Origin of the sequence: Pseudothermotoga hypogea DSM 11164 = NBRC 106472 (assembly GCF_000816145.1) — a bacterium.
GTDB classification, from domain to species: domain Bacteria; phylum Thermotogota; class Thermotogae; order Thermotogales; family DSM-5069; genus Pseudothermotoga_A; species Pseudothermotoga_A hypogea.
Map to the genome: position 1 here is coordinate 1632597 of NZ_CP007141.1, position 16760 is coordinate 1649356.

12 protein-coding genes are annotated in these 16760 nt (G+C 50.0%); 6 read left to right on the plus strand and 6 right to left on the minus strand.

From position 1 onward, the window contains the following. The first annotated feature begins 3 nt into the window (after positions 1 to 3). From AJ81_RS08015 to AJ81_RS08035, 5 genes are all read left to right on the plus strand, one after another. Positions 4 to 1077: an ABC transporter ATP-binding protein gene (locus AJ81_RS08015; protein ID WP_038059848.1), complete on the plus strand. Its 1074-nt coding sequence runs from the start codon at positions 4 to 6 to the stop codon at positions 1075 to 1077. After that, positions 1074 to 2318, plus strand: coding sequence for a CehA/McbA family metallohydrolase (locus tag AJ81_RS08020; RefSeq protein ID WP_031505040.1), 1245 nt, complete (start codon positions 1074 to 1076; stop codon positions 2316 to 2318). The genes AJ81_RS08015 and AJ81_RS08020 overlap by 4 nt, the downstream gene beginning before the upstream one ends. 2 nt (positions 2319 to 2320) lie before the next feature. Next, complete coding sequence (locus AJ81_RS08025; protein WP_031505041.1) at positions 2321 to 4768, plus strand: glycoside hydrolase family 38 N-terminal domain-containing protein; 2448 nt, start codon at positions 2321 to 2323, stop codon at positions 4766 to 4768. A 167-nt stretch (positions 4769 to 4935) separates the two neighbouring features. Beyond that, on the plus strand, positions 4936 to 5283 hold the full coding sequence (locus AJ81_RS08030) for an ArsR/SmtB family transcription factor (RefSeq protein ID WP_031505042.1): 348 nt from the start codon (positions 4936 to 4938) through the stop codon (positions 5281 to 5283). 5 nt (positions 5284 to 5288) lie between these two features. Continuing rightward, positions 5289 to 7187 (plus strand): heavy metal translocating P-type ATPase, encoded by a 1899-nt coding sequence (locus AJ81_RS08035; RefSeq protein WP_051368791.1) that lies wholly within the window; start codon positions 5289 to 5291, stop codon positions 7185 to 7187. Here AJ81_RS08035 and bgaS read toward each other — a convergent pair. The 4 genes from bgaS to AJ81_RS08055 are packed head-to-tail and all read right to left on the minus strand — an operon-like array spanning position 7138 to position 12742. Further along, positions 7138 to 8619 carry a beta-galactosidase BgaS gene (gene bgaS, locus AJ81_RS08040; protein WP_031505044.1) on the minus strand — a complete coding sequence of 494 codons (1482 nt, stop codon included), beginning with the start codon at positions 8617 to 8619 and terminating at the stop codon, positions 7138 to 7140. The genes AJ81_RS08035 and bgaS overlap by 50 nt on opposite strands. A 12-nt stretch (positions 8620 to 8631) precedes the next feature. Next, the gene (locus tag AJ81_RS08045; protein ID WP_031505045.1) at positions 8632 to 9909 is read right to left on the minus strand and encodes an MFS transporter; all 1278 of its coding nucleotides are present in this window, start codon (positions 9907 to 9909) and stop codon (positions 8632 to 8634) included. Between the two features lie 16 nt (positions 9910 to 9925). Next, positions 9926 to 11878: an HD domain-containing phosphohydrolase gene (locus AJ81_RS08050; RefSeq protein WP_064462344.1), complete on the minus strand. Its 1953-nt coding sequence runs from the start codon at positions 11876 to 11878 to the stop codon at positions 9926 to 9928. A 33-nt stretch (positions 11879 to 11911) separates the two neighbouring features. Further along, positions 11912 to 12742, minus strand: a complete 831-nt coding sequence (locus tag AJ81_RS08055; protein ID WP_031505047.1) for a DMT family transporter — start codon at positions 12740 to 12742, stop codon at positions 11912 to 11914. 215 nt (positions 12743 to 12957) lie between these two features. Between AJ81_RS08055 and AJ81_RS08060 the strand changes: the two genes are divergently transcribed. Further along, on the plus strand, positions 12958 to 14295 hold the full coding sequence (locus AJ81_RS08060) for a cyclic 2,3-diphosphoglycerate synthase (protein ID WP_231845477.1): 1338 nt from the start codon (positions 12958 to 12960) through the stop codon (positions 14293 to 14295). A gap of 221 nt (positions 14296 to 14516) precedes the next feature. On the opposite strand, the gene miaB is transcribed toward AJ81_RS08060, so the two are convergent. Next, on the minus strand, positions 14517 to 15815 hold the full coding sequence (miaB, locus tag AJ81_RS08065) for a tRNA (N6-isopentenyl adenosine(37)-C2)-methylthiotransferase MiaB (RefSeq protein ID WP_031505049.1): 1299 nt from the start codon (positions 15813 to 15815) through the stop codon (positions 14517 to 14519). 28 nt (positions 15816 to 15843) lie between these two features. Then, complete coding sequence (gene rpsB, locus AJ81_RS08070) at positions 15844 to 16647, minus strand: 30S ribosomal protein S2 (protein ID WP_031505050.1); 804 nt, start codon at positions 16645 to 16647, stop codon at positions 15844 to 15846. Between the last annotated feature and the right edge of the window lie 113 nt (positions 16648 to 16760).

A 16760-nucleotide genomic window follows, 5' to 3' on the forward strand; every position in this document is an offset into this window, starting at 1 on the left:
ACTTTGTCGTGGATCGTTTTGGAGAGTGTGACGAAGAGATTCTCAAACGTTGTAGCGGTCAACAAGGTGAATTTGCAGATCGAAAGGCAAGACTTCTTCACGTTGCTCGGACCTTCCGGCTGTGGAAAAACGACCACGTTGAGGCTCATCGCTGGACTGGAGTTTCCAGACGAAGGAAAGATCTACATCGCCCAAAGGGATGTCACGATGGAACTTCCGAAGAACAGAAACGTGGCGATGGTTTTTCAGAATTATGCACTTTATCCCCACATGACCGTTAGGGAGAACATCGCCTATCCATTGCTCGTTAGGAAGGTTCCAAAGAAAGAGATCGAAAGGAAGGTTGCGTTCGTTGCGGAGAGCCTTCAGATATCCGATTTACTTGAAAGGTACCCTCAACAGATCAGCGGAGGACAACAGCAGAGAGTCGCATTGGCGAGAGCAGTGATACAGACACCAAACGTGTTCTTGTTGGATGAACCGTTGAGTAACCTTGACGCGAAGCTGAGGATAGAGGCGAGGAGTTTCTTGAAGAGGCTCAGTATGGAACTCGGAACGAGCGTAGTCTACGTGACACACGATCAGTCCGAAGCGATGGCGCTTTCGACGAAGATCGCTGTGATGAACCAAGGCCATGTACTCCAGGTGGGAACACCGAGACAAATATACGATACACCGGCGAACACCTTCGTGGCGTCATTCATAGGCAATCCACCGATGAACATCGTCGAATGTCGATTTGATGGTCCGGCATGCATTCTGGACGGTCAAAAGATCGATCTTTCAGAGCTGGCACTGATTGAGTTCCCGAAAGAAAGGGGATTCATAGGAATAAGACCTGAGAACATCGCTCTGAACACCAAAGAAGGGGATCTCGTCGGTGAGGTCTACGTGGTCGAGCCACTTGGATTTGAGACGGTGGTGACGGTCAAAGTGAACATGAATTCCTTGAGGGTCTTGGTCTTCGAGGATGTGCCCTATAGAAGCGGTGATAGAATATTTTTGAAGTTCAGAAAAGACAAACTGCACGTTTTTGACGAAAACGGTGTTCGTGTACGCAGGAGAGATGAGGCGTGATCTTCGAAGGCAAAATAAACCTGAGCGAGAGCAAGACGGTGAAGAAAATCGATTTCGATGTTCCACGCAACGCCAGCAAACTCACCGTCCGCTTTGAGTACTCTCCCACATCGCTCGGTCCCGTGCAGAACCACGTGAATCTCCTCTTCTACGATTCGCTCGGAAGGTTCATGGGTAGGTGCGACAGAGGTACGAAGAACTTCGTCGTTGCGCCACAAGCCAGCGAAGCTGCCGTTCAGACACGCCCCTTACCTGGAAGATGGACAGTCTTTTTCGAGAATCATTATCTCTTCAGTGATGTTCACTACAGACTTGAGATTCTGTGTGAAGGTGAAGAAGGGTTCAAAACCTTCAAAGGAGAGTTCCACACTCACTCTCGGCACAGCGACGGAACCATGAGTGTGAGTGAACTTTCGATGTTCCTCAAAGAGAAAGGTTTTGACTTCTTCTTTCTGACCGACCACAGTAACATCTCTGGCTGGAGAGAACTCGAAGAGCTTCCCGGTGCTGTGGGCTTTCCCGGCCAAGAGATGAACACGTTCAAGGGCCATGCACTTGTTCTTGGCGGTAAGACATTCGTCGACTGGAAGGATCGAGAGGGAAGGGAGAAAGATTTCGATGAGATCGTCCGTGAAGCGCACGCACAGAACGCCCTGATCGGTGTTGCTCATCCATTCGTAATGGGAGAACCAGCCTGCGTTGGATGCAAATGGACGTACGAATTCGATCCGTTCGATGCAGATTTTGTCGAAGTTTGGAACGCCGATCTGTCCAGGTTGGAACTGAACTACGAAGCCATAGGTAGCTGGTTGAAAGCGGTCAGGAGTGGCAAGAGGGTGATCGCCACCGCAGGCAGGGATTTGCACACGAAGGACGAAAGAGATTGGATGGCTAATTACGTCTCAGCGAGGAGTTTGGAACTGATGGAAGTGCTCTGGTCGATCAAGTTCGGTAGAACTTATCTCTCCTCGATCGGAGAAGTTAACATCGATGTTTCTGGAAACAACGTCGGCGAAACTGCAAAACACGATGGAAATGTATTTCTGAGAATAGAAAACTTACCAAAGTCGAACCTTCTGGTCGTGACAAAGAAAACGGTACGAAGCTTCAACGTTTATGGAACTTTCGAAGAAAGGATCGAGGTCGAAGAGAAGGAAGACCTTCTGACCTTGCTCGCGTTCGATGAGAAGGAAAGACCAATTTTGATAAGCAATCCCATCTACCTGACTCGAGGTGAGTGAAGATGAAGAGAGTGTTCGTCGTGACACACACGCACTGGGACAGGGAATGGTACACCACGTTCGAGGTCTACAGGCAGAGGCTTTCGATCTTACTGAGCCAGCTCGTGTCGATCTTGAAGACGGAAGATACCTTCAGACATTTCCACTTGGACGGTCAAACCGTGGTGCTTGAAGATTTCGTTGAAAACGATGGAACGAAAGAAGAATTCTTCGAACTTGTGAGACGGGGTAAGATCGCCGTGGGACCTTGGTACGTGCTCCCCGACGAGTTTTTGATAAGCGGAGAATCTTTCATCAGAAATTATCTGTACAGTCAGCAGGTTGCGAAGAGATTCAACGTGCCCCTCTCGAGAGTTGCCTACCTGCCAGACATGTTCGGACACAACGCGTACACGCCCACAATCTTGAAAGGCCTTGGGATGGAGTGGGCCGTGGTTTGGCGTGGTGTGGACGATGTGAAAGGTACGAGTTTCGTATGGAGTTCTCCAATGGGAGAGGCCATAGATACGGTTTATCTGGTGCACAGCTATTCGAATGCGGCACACTGGGGCCAAGACGAGGAACACTTCAAGTCACATCTGTTATCGGAAGCGAAGTTGCTGACCAGCTTGGACCCAGAGAACGAACCACTCTTGATGAATGGCACGGACCACGAGATGCCCAGACCCGACGTGGGAAAGATCTTGAAGGAGATCAGCAACGAGGAGATGAAGTTCGTTCACGCCTCGCTCGAAGAGTACGTTTCGCGGTTGAAAAAGCCCAGAGAAAGCTTGTCTGGAGAGCTGAGAAGTCCAAAGCGTGCCCCCATCCTCAAGGACGTGTTGTCGGCGAGAATCTGGGAAAAGCTCATGCAGTACGAAGCAGAAAGACTCTATCTGCACTACGTGGAACCCCTCTTTGCGACAGCAAAACTCGGCGGTATCGATCTTCCGCTGGAGAGTCTGTGGTACGGTTGGAAACTGATTCTGCAGTGCCATCCACACGACAGTTTGTGTGGTTGTAGCGTGGACGAAGTCCACAAGAACGTTCAGGATAGATTGGCGAGGGCAATCAACCATGGAAAGGCGATCTTGGTGAGAGCCTTGCTCGAGATGTGTGGCAAGCCCGTCGACAAGATGGGCATCACCCTTTTCAACCCAACGGAGAGCGAGTACGACGGCGTCGTCGAGCTGAACGTTCGATTGCCCGAGGGTGAGTGGAGGTTGGTGAGCCAGGATGGCAGGCCTATTGAATGTGTTTTGTTCCCCACCGAGGACGTCCAGAAAGATTTGAACACGTTGATCGATTTCTACTCCCACCCTTCGACGATCGATGTGTTCAAAGATCAAGGCCGCTGGTACAGATGTTTTTTGAAAACACCCGTCCAGGGTCTGTCGTTCAAGCAGCTCAGCTTCGTTCACGGAGAAAGACAGAAAGCTGGTACGTTTGAATCGATTTTTACTATCCAGCAAAACGGTACCTTGAAGGCAAAGCACGATGGAAAGTCGCTCGAGAATCTGTGTTACGTTGAGGATGTCGAGGATGTCGGTGACGAGTACAACTACAGTTACGCGTGTAAAGAGAAGTACGATTCGAAGAACTGCATCGCCGAGATCGAAACGCTGATAGATTCAAGCTTCTTTAAGCGTGTCGAGGCACGTTTTTCGCTCGAGGTGCCTGCCCAGATCGCTGCGGACAGAAAGAGTAGGTCCAGGCAGACCGTCTCGATACCCTTCAGGTTCGTCTACACCTTCCATAGGGACATGAAAAGGGTGGACGTCGACGTCTTCTTCAACAACACCGCGAAAGATCACAGAATGAGTGTTGTTTTTCCGTTGAAAGGCTTGAGTGAACTGATCAGCGATGGTTATTTTGGACCCGTGAAGAGATCGATCCAGAAGCTCGAAGGCGATTATTCTTCCTGGTCAGAGTTACCCGAAAACCAGTTTCCGACGTACTGGTTCGTCAGCGTTCCGCAGTACAGAATGACGATAGTCCCCAAAGGATTGAGAGAAGTCTTCGTGGACGAAAAAGGCCTTCATTTGACGATACTCCGAAGCGTTGGATGGCTTTCAAGAAACGATCTGATCACACGTCCTGGGCACGCTGGGCCGGGTTTCGAAACACCCCAAGCACAGGGATTGGGAGAGCACAAGGCGAGTTTTTCGATCCTTTTGCACGACGACTACGACATTGAAAACGTCTACAAGGCCGTCAGAGAATGCGCGATTGCACCACTCGCAGTTCAAGCGAGATTTGAAAAGTTACCGAGGATCGACATCGGAGTCGAAAAGGGCTTTTTGTCTGCCTTCAAACCATCCGAAGAAGGCGTGATCTTGAGGTTGTTTTGTCCGGATGGATCTGAACCATCGATGAAAACGACCCGTCGAGCGATCGAGGTGGACTTCGCTGAAGAACCGTTGAGCGAGAAAACGAAGATCAAACATGTGAAGACGTGGTTGATTCACTGAGTGTGTGGGTCGAAGAGAACGACTTTTGAAAGGACGGTCAATTCGTACGCTTTGAACGCTCGTTCGGAGCGCCGTCTTGTGTCTGAAGAACATCAATGCATTAACCTGTAGACGCTTCTTGTGTTATACTTATAATTGAACAATTGCTCAATTGTTGAGGTGATTGGGTGAGAAACGTTTGCGATGAGAGGCACGAACACAAAGAGCGGGTCTCAAAGATCAAGGCTGAACTTGAAACGAAAGAGATCGTAGAGAAGATGGTGAAACTCCTTAGGGCGTGCGCAGACGAGACTCGCCTGAAGATTCTCATTGCCCTTTCGAAAGCCAACTTGTGCACGTGCGACCTTTCTGAAATCCTATCGCTTTCATCCTCAGCCATATCTCACCAGCTCAGAGTGTTGAAACTTTCGAGTCTCGTAGACTCCATCAGGATTGGCAAGCAGGTTGTTTACAGGCTCAAGGACAGACACGTGCTTGAGCTCATTTCTTCGGCCTTGGAACACGCAAAGGAGTGAGTGAAGTGGAAAGCTGCGAAGTGTGCCATGTCGATCACAAAGAAAGACGCTCTTCGACCCTCTTTTTGTTGATCCTCTCAGGTTCTTCGCTTCTTGTATCTTTGCTCATGGGAAAACCGCAGATTTCGTTGTTCGCTTATCTTTTGTCAGGCTTCGAAGTTTTCAAGAAGACTATCAAGAATTTTGCTCGACTCAAGTTCTTCGATGAAAACAGTCTGATGAGCATCGCCACACTTGGCGCTTTGTTTCTTGGAGAATTTCCAGAGGCAGCAACCGTGATGGTTCTTTACAGGTTCGGAGAGTTCATCGAACATTACACCATCGACAGATCTCGAAGAGAGATGAAAAAGCTTTTGACTGAATCGCCGAGGTACGCGTGGAGGTTGAAACAGGACTCGATTGAGCAGGTTCACGTGGACGAACTGATGGTGGGAGATGTAGTTCTCGTGAGGCTCGGTGAGAAGGTTCCAAGCGATGGAATCGTAGTTGAAGGATCGGCACAGATCAACGTGTCCCATCTCACGGGCGAACCTCTGCCACAAGCCGTAACCGTAGGAGAAAATGTCTACGCTGGTTCCATAGTGGAAAACGGGACCTTGAAGGTGAAAATATCCAAAAGATACAGAGATTCATCGATGGCGAGAGTGGTCGAGCTCGTGCAGAAAGCCCAGGAGAGGAAGACAAAGGCGGAAAGGTTCATCACGAAGTTCGCAAGGTACTACACTCCCGCCGTTGTCATCGGTGCGGTCGTGCTGATCTTCGTGCTCCGTTTTGTTTTTGCTCTGAACTTCTCTGAATCTCTCTACAGATCCCTCATTCTCCTGGTAATCTCTTGTCCCTGTGCGCTGGTGCTCAGCGTACCGTTGACCTACGTCGCGGCGCTCGGAAAGGCTTCGAGAAAGGGAATATTCTTGAAAGGCGCACAGTACTTGGATGCGATCGCGGATGTCGAGAACGTCGTCTTCGACAAAACTGGCACGTTGACCGAGACAACGCTCGAACTTGCCTCCGTTGAACCCCAGGAAGGGTTCTCCAGAGATGAAGTCTTGTTCTTAGCGGCACATGCGGCTTTAGGCTCGAACCATCCCTTGTCGAGGACGCTCTCTGAATCCTTCAAGGTCAATGCGAGCTTGCTGAAGGATTCGAAAGAAATTCCGGGGCTCGGTGTGAAAGCCGTCGTCGCGGATAGGCTCGTCCATCTCGGCAACGACAGGTTTCTGCACGAAGAACACGTGGAGCATCCGAAGAGTGTGTGCGAAGCTAAGGCAAAGGTGGTGCACCTTGGTGTCGATGGACAGTACGCGGGAACGTTCGTTTTCAAGGAGAAACTGAAGAACACAGCGCAGGAGACTGTGAAAAAGTTGAGACAGGCAGGCTTGAAGGTGTACGTGATGAGCGGAGATTCTGAGGGTGCGGTCAAAGAAGTCACGGAGAATTTAGGGCAAGTTCAGTACTTCGCCAACCTTCGACCCGAAGACAAACTTGCGCTGTTGGAAGAAAGGATCATGAAAGATGGGACAACAATGTTCGTGGGCGATGGCGTCAACGATGCTCCGGCGCTTTCACGGAGCAACGTTGGCGTTGCCATGAACTCGCTTGGAAACGATAGTGCGATCGAGATCGCCGATGCCGTGCTGATGAACGCAGAACCGATACAGGTATGGCACCTCTTCACGATTTCTAAAAGAACCAGGTGGATCGTTCTTCAAAACATCGTCCTTGCCATCGGTACAAAAGTGGCATTCATGATTTTGGCTGCAATGGGTAAGGCAACCATGTGGCAAGGTGTCTTCGCCGACACGGGTGTAATGATTCTTTGTACTTTCAATGCGTTCAGGCTTCTCTTCTCAAGCCTCAGCCCTTCTGTCTCCAAATCTGGTACGGGGATGAAAGATAACTTCTGAACTTCTCCGTTGATAGTTCCTTCACGATCTCTCTAAAGATGTACATCGAAGGCCTGGGGTTGTACGACTTGGTTTGGTAGTTCGTCTCGGCCAGCCCGAACCTCATGTGGTATCCCTTCGCCCATTCGTAGTTGTCCACTATAGACCAGTGCAAGTAGCCTTTCACGTTCAGACCCTCTTCGACGGCCCTCTCCACCGCGTACATGTGTGCCACAAGATGGTATGGCCTGAGCCAGTCGCGAGCATCCGCAACACCGTTTTCGGTCACGTAAATTGGCAGGGCATACCTTTCGTTCATCATACGGAGCAATTTCAGCAAGCCTTCCGGATAAGTCTCCCAACCGAAATCACTCACCGGTCTTCCGTCTCGCGAGAAACCGCCGGGCTGGCAACTGTAACCGTAACCTGGAACGATGGACCAGTTCATGTTCACCAGACCAAAACTCAGTTCCTGGGCCGATCTCTGGATCACAGTACGGGTGTAGTAGTTCAGACCAAGAAAGTCAAGTCTGCCTGCGAGATCTTCTCTTGTTTGGAACAAAAGGACACCACTGTTGATTGCGTCGAGGAACGCAAAGTTCATGAACTGACCTACGCTTTCTTCAAGTTCTGCATCACTGTTGGTCGATTCGTAAATTGATGCTGCGTAGATCAATCCTACGGGTTTGTTTGTCAGTGTTTTCATGACATCGTAAGCCCTCGCATGCGCAACGATCTGGTTCACGAAAGTGGCGAAGAATTTCTCTGTATCGAATACCGCGGGAGGAAAACCAGAGACACTCATCACGTAGCCCATCTGGCTCACGATGTTGGGCTCGTTGAAGGTACTGTACATATCGACCAAATCGTCGAACTTCCACACCACATAAGCTGCAAACTTGGCAAACTCCACGATACTCCTCTTGCTTGCCCAGCCGAGTTTGTCAGTTTCTTGTCTTTTATGAACAGCGACCGGATCGTGTAACCAGATGGGCAGCGTGAAATGCACGAGGTTGACGAAAACCTTCAAGCCCTTCTTTCTCATATCCGAGAAGATCTCACGGTAATGCTCCACCGCCTCCTTGTCTGCGAGTTCGTCGAGTTCTCTGAGCGCACGCTCGTCGATCTGCACGGATGTGATATCCGACTCAGTTTGCTCCACCTTTACGTCTACGTCGTAGGTTGGTCTTGGAAAGATGCGCGACCATTCGATGTTGGTCCGAAGCACGTTCATCCCAAAATCGGATGCAAGTTTGTGGATCGTCGGAAAGTTGTACCAGTAGCCCACACCGTACTCGGGAAGATGACCGCTCACGACGCTGTTGATCAAGTTTTCAGGTTCCCTCACCCACACGAACCAGTCCGTGTTTGGATCGAGATCGCCCTTCGCATAACCCATTTCGACTTGAAAACCGGACATCGATGCTCCAAAGAGAAAATCTTTCGGGAACATCTCCACACCTCCTCACTTCTCCATTTGTTGAGCGAGAGCCTCCATCTGTGATTCCAAAGTCTCGACATCCTTCGCAAATCTGAAGATGAGAAGAAAGAGGAAGAACGAACAGATCAACCAGAAGTACGCAGAAACCTTCATCGCCGCCCCGAGCGAACCCAAGCCCACCGAGAGCAACCCCCCTATCCACCTCCCAATGCCCGTGCCCAAAGAATCGGTCAAATTGAAGATCGAAAAGATCCTGCCACGGTCCTGCGGTTCGTTCACGTTCAAGAGCATCATCTTCACGTTCGGCCCTGTCAAGCTGTCGGTGAGCGCGGCGAGCAAACCGAGAAGCATCAAGACGTACAGACCAGAACCTGTCGCGTTGGAATAATCGAACGTTAACACCGTCAACCAGACGCCTGCGGCGGTTGTAAAACTGCAGAACAGAGGAACAAGCGGTTTCGATCTTCTGTACAGAATAGCGCCAATCCAACCACCGATGATCGTTCCAAGGATATTCCCAACTCCGAAAACAACGAACACGAGCGTTGCGAGCTCGACGGACAGGCCCCTCTCCCTCCTGAAAAACTCGACCAGAAAGTACGGTATTGCACCCCATGGTACCGTTCCCGCTATGCCCTGAAGGAACAAGAGGAAATTCGTTTTGATGCTCACCAGTTTCGCGTAGTCTTCAACTTTTGGCACCTTAGGATAGGCATAGCCTGCTCTGACGAGTTCTCCTATGCCTTTCTCAAAGGCTCCCCTCGCTGGCTCCTGAAGGACGAACAGGGCAACCATGGCTAAGACCACGTTGGGCAGAGAAACCAGCACGAAGGGAACGCGCCAGCCGAACGTGGGGCCAACGAAGCCTCCCACGACCATACCGAGAATGTTTCCAACGCTTATCGCTGCACCCATGAGTGCTGCAACTTTAGCTCTGTTTACTTCATCGAACATGTCCCCAATCAATGAAAAGACGATCGGGAAAGATGCGCCAACGCCTATACCTGTGAGCATCCTCCAGAAGAAGAACTGACCGAAGTTCATTGAGAAGGCCGTCATCAAACACGGTATCTCTCCAACGAGTATCGAATAGATCAGAAGACGTTTTCGATTGTACCTATCTGCGAAATAACCCCACACCAAGCTGATCACGGCACCGATCACAGTGAAGACTGCCCCAACGAAGCCTATCTGTGCGTCACTCACCTTGAATTCTTCCTCGATCTTGCCAATGTTCGGTGACATGACCATTTGGTCGGCGTTCAGAAGAACGATGAGCACGACGATGAAGAACATTGACAAAGCGACACGTGACTTTTCAACTTTCAACCACCATCACTCCTTCTTCTTTGAGTATTTCGAGGAAAATCAGTACCAAGTTGGGATCAAACTGCTTGCCCGCATTGTTGATCAGTTCCGAGACAGCCTCACTGATGCTCATCGCTTTCCTGTAGGGTCTGTTCGAAGTCATCGCCTCGAAAGCGTCCGCAACGCACAAGATTCTGGCGCCGAGCGGAATCTCCTCGCCCGACAAACCGTCAGGATAACCTTTACCATCCCATCTTTCATGGTGGTGTTGTACGATCTCTGCGACTTCTTCGAGTCCTTTGATGTGCCGAATGATCTCCGCGGCGATCACCGGATGCTGCTTCACCAGCTGCAACTCCTCCGCTGACAACCTCCCAGGTTTGTTCAGAATCGTGCTGGGAATGGCGAGTTTCCCAAGATCGTGGAGCAAAGCAGCGCAACTGATGAGCCGCACCCAACGCTCATCCAGATCGAGTTTTACAGCCATCTTCACTGCGTAGTTTTTCACCGTCTCTGAATGTTTTGCTGTGTGTTGTTCGTGGAACTCCAGTGCTCTGAGAAACGCGCGTGTGACACCTTCGCTGAGAGACGCCAGGGCTTCTTCGTGCTTCTTCAATTTTGTGTAGATTGTCAGGACCGAGCACAGTGCTTTCGCAAGATCCTCTTCGACACAATACGTGACGTGGTCCTTGTACAGGAACAGGAGTGCCGTTTCGCCGTCTTTAGACACGTCGTAAACGACCGCTTCAAAATTGATTTTCAACGCCTCACTCACGAGATCCAACAGTTTCTTTCTATCATGCAACAGTGTGAGTCCTTTCACGGAGGTCTTCTTCATTGAACCATCTTCCAGAAGATAACACACGTCATCGTCCATCAATACCACAAGAGCGTTGGAATCGAACCTCTGCGCCGAGGAGAGAAACATCGTGTAGAAATCCTCACGCGACACATCTGGCGAGATGCCAGAGAGAAAGCTCAGAACATCACCGAAACGCTTCAAAGAACTTTCCAACCGCGCGTAAGTGTTCTCCAATTGTTCGTTCAGCGCCGAAAGCTCTTGCTGTTGTGCCGTGATCTCTTCGTTCAACTGCTTGAGTTCATCGTTTGCTTTCAACAGTTCTTTTGTCTTGAGCTTCACCATCACACGCAAGCTCAAAGTCCAAGACGCAAAGACGACGAGCCCAACACCAGTCACCAAGAGAAGTGTCGCCAACCAAGGTGGAATCACGCGCTTCTCCATCCCGAGGTAGCGCGCGATCAAACTGTTGTAAGCTTCGTGATCACTCTTGAGTTTTCTGAGATGCTCATCGATTTTGTCTATCAACGTTGCGTTGATTGCAGAACCTTTTGGGAACGCGAACCTCAACTCAACCGGAGAAAAGATAGTGCCCGTGATCTTCACACCGAATTTCTCGTGATTTTGTACGGCGTATATTCTGCTCACAACACCAGCCACGGCACGTCTTTCCCGGACGGCCCTCAAAACGTCAGGATAATCGGGCAGTTCGAGCAAGTCCACAGACACCGAGTAGCGCTGCAGTTCTCTCAAGAACGCTTGACCATACACGTCTCCTTTGCCAACAGCCACAGTTTTTCCCGCAAGATCTGTAATGTCTCTGTACTGAAAATCTTTTTGAACACAGATCACGCCCCAGTTGAGCAGTAGAGCTTCACTGTTGTAGTCGTACACCTTCGCGCGTTCTTCCGTGTACGCTATGGACACGAGTACGTCGATCCTGCCAGTCTTCAGGTTCTCAAGTTGCTCCGGAAAGGTGGCAAAAACGTACTCAATTTTCCAACCGTTTTCCTTTGCGATCTTTTCGAGCACCTCTATGTAGAGACCAGCGGGGCGACCATCGAGCAGGTACACCTGAGGTGGATTGTCGTATATCCCCACTCTCAAAGACAAGGCAAAATGAAGAGAACAAACGAGCAGAAGAATCAACAGTGCTTGTTTCATATTTTTTGCCTCGCTTACCATGATACCACATCATCATTTCAAAAACAAAGACACCACCACGATGATCGTTCCGATGATCTTTTGAGCGTTGACAGTTTCCGATAGCAACAAGAATGCTAAAAAACTCGCTACGGCTGGTTTCAAGTAGAATATGACACTCGTTTTCACAGGACCAAAGTGCTGGATCGCTTTGAAAAATGTCACGTAGGCCACACCGGTGACACCGATACCTACGTAGAGAAAAATCAAACCTTCGCACCAGTTCACATCCAATAGAGAGAGCCTTCCAAAGATGGCAAGCAGCGCGCCGTAAACAATCCCCGCAGCAAAGGTTGAAACAGAGGTTGCCAGAAGTGGACCGTACTTGTTCGAAAAATCCTTCATGAGCACGGTGTAAAGTGCAAAACTGATGGAAGCTGAAATACCAAAAACGATACCTAACGCACTGTCGCCAGAAACGTTCGCCGAGGAAAGGACCAGTACTCCAAGGGCACCGAGCGCGACACCAAACCACTTTCGCCTGCTCAATCTGTCTTTACCGAGAAGCTGGGAAAACATGCTCACGTACAATGGGTTCATCGCTACTAGAGTTGCGGCGGTTGAGGCGTTGGAATACTTCACAGAAAGTTGAAGCAAGCTCATAGAAATCACACCGTTCAAACAACCGATGAGTATTAGTTTGGGTAGATCGTGTGATTCGATTCTTTTCTTAGAGAAGAGTGAAAAGAGTATCAAGAAACTACCTCCAATAAGGAATCGGAAAAACGTCAGGAAGAACGGATCGATCTTTCCAGAAACAGGCTTCGTGACAACCTCGATGGAGGAAAAAAACAAAAGCGTTACGATCAAGTAGAAGTAGTGCATCGCTCATCACCTCGTCGAACGTTCGCTGAGCAAAGTATATCAGAAGATGCATTCTCAAGCATACTCATGCATACGTGAGCATAATCAAAAAACTGACCCCTGTCCGGGTGAGATCGACTTTAGCGCATGAAACACGGTGGGTTCGAGACGTGACAGGAAAGATCTTTCTTGGTATATTAATCGGGGCAACAAATACTGAACAGGAGGTGTTCATAGTGCGTAAACGGGTCATCATCATGGGTGCGGCTGGCAGAGATTTTCACAACTTCAACGTGTACTTCAGAGACAACGAAGAATACGAGGTAGTGGCGTTCACAGCGACCCAGATACCGGACATAGAAGGCAGGATATACCCACCAGAGCTCGCGGGCAAACTCTATCCGAACGGGATACCGATCGAACCTGAGTCCAAGCTCGTCGAGTTGATCAAGAAGTACAACGTCGATGAAGTGATCTTGGCTTACAGTGACCTATCACACCAATACGTCATGGAGAGAGCCGCGATCGTCATGTCCGCAGGTGCAGACTTCAAGCTCATGGGACCGATGCACACGATGATCGTCTCCAACATACCCGTCGTGGCCGTTTGTGCGGTCAGGACTGGATGTGGCAAGAGTCAAACGACGCGCCGCGTTTTGGACATACTCAGATCGAAGGGTCTTAAGGTAGTCTCGATAAGACACCCGATGCCCTATGGAGATTTGGTGGCGCAGAAGGTGCAGAGGTTCGCGACGTACGAAGATTTGGACAAATACAAGTGCACGATCGAAGAACGCGAGGAGTACGAGCCTCACATAGACAGAAAGTCGGTGATCTACGCTGGAGTTGACTACAAAGCGATACTCGACAGCGCCGAGGCGGAGAATCCCGACGTCATCCTTTGGGACGGTGGCAACAACGACTTTCCGTTCTACAAACCCGATCTTTTGATCGTAGTGGCCGACCCACACAGGGCAGGTCACGAGGTAACATACCACCCCGGCATGACCAATCTGCTCATGGCGGACGTTGTGGTCATAAACAAGGAAGAGACGGCTTCACCAGAGGCCATAGAGATCGTCAGGAAGAACATCGAAAGATGGAATCCGAGGGCCATCGTCGTGGATGCTGCCTCACCCATATTCGTCGAGGATCCAAGCATCATCAAAGGCAAGAGGGCACTCGTTGTGGAAGATGGCCCAACTCTAACTCACGGGGAAATGCGTTACGGTGCAGGTTTCGTAGCAGCGAAGAAGTTCGGTGCATCGCAGATCGTTGATCCGAGGCCCTACGCTGTTGGCTCGATACTGGACACCTACAAAAAATACACGCATCTGGACCTGATACTTCCAGCGATGGGCTATGGAGAAAAACAGGTGAAAGAGCTCGAGCAGACCATAAACAACGCAGATGCTGATGTTGTGATCATCGGCACACCGATCGATCTGCGAAGACTCATGAAGCTCAACAAACCCGCAGTTAGGGTCAGGTACGAGTTGCAGGAGATAGGAAGACCCAACCTGGAGGACGTGTTGAGCCAGTTCATCGTTCAGAAGGTTCGCAAAGGTGTTTGAACCAGAGATCAGGCGGAGAGGTCAAGAATAATGAGGCAGAATCTAGGACCAGTTTAGTTAGAGATTTGTTAACACAAACGTTGTCACACAGGAACTTAAACTGATAGATAATGTAACTTGGAACCTTTACAATGTAGTTGGAAAGTGAACACAGGAACCCCCCTATCCCCCTTGAGATACACCCCCCACGGCTTTGGCGGGCCCACCAGGGCTCGCATTTTCTATTCCTTTCTCCCGTACAGTGGCCCCGCCGTCGTTCTTTCCACTCTCACGCGCACCGTTTCACCAAGATTCAATTGCTCATCGCTTGTGAAGATGACGATCTTGTTCCTGATGTCACGCCCGTAGTAAGAACCATCCTTCGTCTTACCTTCGACGATGATTTCCACCACTCTGCCAAGGTACGCACCGTTCAGCTCGGCGTTTATCTGCTTCTGGATTTCCAGCAGCTGGTTCAGCCGTTCGACTTTGACTTCCCTCGGCACATCGTCGCTGAAGAACCTTGCCGCCACTGTGCCAGGTCGAGGTGAGTAAACGGCCAGATTGAGTCTTTCGAACCTTGCTTGACGCACCAGATTGATCGTTTCTCGATGATCCTGATCAGTTTCTGTCGGAAAACCCACGATGATGTCACTGCTTATCGACGCATCAGGCACTTGTGATCGTATTCTCTCCACCAGGCTCAGGAACTGTGCCGAAGTGTAACGACGATTCATCATCCTCAGGATACGATCGCTACCGGATTGGACAGGTATGTGAAAAGATTTTGCCGCCTTGGGATTTTCCGCAACCACTTCTATCAATTCGTCTGTGATGTCGGTTGGATAAGATGTCAAAAACCATATCCTTTTTATCTGTTCAAACTTGCTCGTTTCCTCGATCAGCCTTGCCAGACTTGTGCCATCCTTCAAATCTTTACCGTAAGCGTCCACGTTCTGGCCCAAGAAGGTGACTTCGATCGTGCCTTCTGCGACAAGTCTTTCGACCTCTCTCAGTACGTCTTGCATGGGCCTGCTGCGTTCTCTGCCGCGGGTGTACGGCACGATACAGTAAGTACAGAACCTGTTGCAACCGTGTACGATGGTTATCCATGCGTGGTGTTTCACCTTGCGAAATCTCGGAATGTCCGCTTCGAGAAGGTGCGTTCTGTCTTCAAGGTGAACCACTTTCTCTCCGGTTGCGGATCTTCTCAGCACTTCAGCGACATCCACAATCGAACGTGAACCAATAACAAAATCGGCTCCGAGTGTCAAAAGCTTTTCACCTTCGAGGTTCGAACCACAACCAGCCACGCCGATCAGCTTTATCTTTCCCTGCCCTTTCAATTTTACGAGTTGACCGAGCGCCGAGTGATATTTGTCCTGTGATTTCTGCCTCACTACACACGTGTTCAGTATGACCACATCGGCGAGTTCAAGTTCATCGACGATCTCGAAGCCTTCGTGGAGTAAAATTCCTGCCATGATCTGTGTATCGTTCTCGTTCATCTGACAACCGTAGGTCTTGAAATGCACCCTCATGAATGAAAAGAGGGGGATCGACTCCCCCTCATTCTTCCTCCTCTTCGAAGCTGGTGTCTTCGAACAGATCTGAGATGTCTATCTCGCTCTCCTTCTCCTCGAGAACTTCAGCTTTCGGTGCTTGCTGAGGTTCCGGCTCAGCAAAGGAGACACCCTCTCTACCTTCCAGATAAGCGTCGGCTATCTTGGACACGATCAGTTTGATGGACCTTATCGCATCGTCGTTCGCCGGGATCACATAGTCGATGGGATCAGGATCGCAGTTGGTGTCCACGATGCCCACGACAGGTATACCAAGGATGTTCGCTTCGGCGACCGCATTCTTTTCTTTTCTCGGATCGACAACGAACACGATATCGGGAAGTTTCTCCATTCCCTTCAGACCACCGAGGTTCTTGCGAAGTTTCTCGAGCACCTTTCTCAGCCTGCTTTGCTCCTTCTTCGGTAGCTTTGCAAGCTCGCCACTCTCTTCCATCTGTTCGAGCTCGATGAGTCTGTCGATCCTGGATTTGATTGTTTTGAAGTTCGTCAGCAATCCACCGAGCCACCTGTTGTTGACATAGAAAGCGCCACATCTCTTGGCCTCTTCTTCAATGACTCTCTGAGCCTGTTTCTTCGTACCGACCATGATCATGGTTCCGCCTTCACTTGCCTTGGCTCGAATGAATTCACAAGCTTCTTCGATGAGCTTGAGCGTTTTCTGCAGGTCAATGATGTAGATTCCCTTGCGGCTACCGTAGATGTACGGTGCCATCTTGGGGTTCCAGCGTCTTGTGCGATGGCCAAAGTGTGCACCTGCTTCGAGCAACTGTTTCATCGTGATAACCGGCATCAAAACACCTCCCGATTTGGTTGAACCTTCCGCCTTCGTCATCTCCCTTGCCGACCCTGTGAAGGGCACCGAGGCTCGGGATCGGAAGGCGTGCTTTTTGAGCGAAAGTATTA

Excerpts from the sequence above, each read along its gene's own strand:
- AJ81_RS08025 (WP_031505041.1), top strand. The coding sequence starts at position 2,321 with ATGAAGAGAGTGTTCGTCGTGACACACACGCACTGGGACAGGGAATGG.
- bgaS (WP_031505044.1), bottom strand. The coding sequence starts at position 8,619 with ATGTTCCCGAAAGATTTTCTCTTTGGAGCATCGATGTCCGGTTTTCAA.
- AJ81_RS08050 (WP_064462344.1), bottom strand. The coding sequence starts at position 11,878 with ATGAAACAAGCACTGTTGATTCTTCTGCTCGTTTGTTCTCTTCATTTT.
- AJ81_RS08055 (WP_031505047.1), bottom strand. The coding sequence starts at position 12,742 with ATGCACTACTTCTACTTGATCGTAACGCTTTTGTTTTTTTCCTCCATC.
- miaB (WP_031505049.1), bottom strand. The coding sequence starts at position 15,815 with ATGAGGGTGCATTTCAAGACCTACGGTTGTCAGATGAACGAGAACGAT.
- rpsB (WP_031505050.1), bottom strand. The coding sequence starts at position 16,647 with ATGCCGGTTATCACGATGAAACAGTTGCTCGAAGCAGGTGCACACTTT.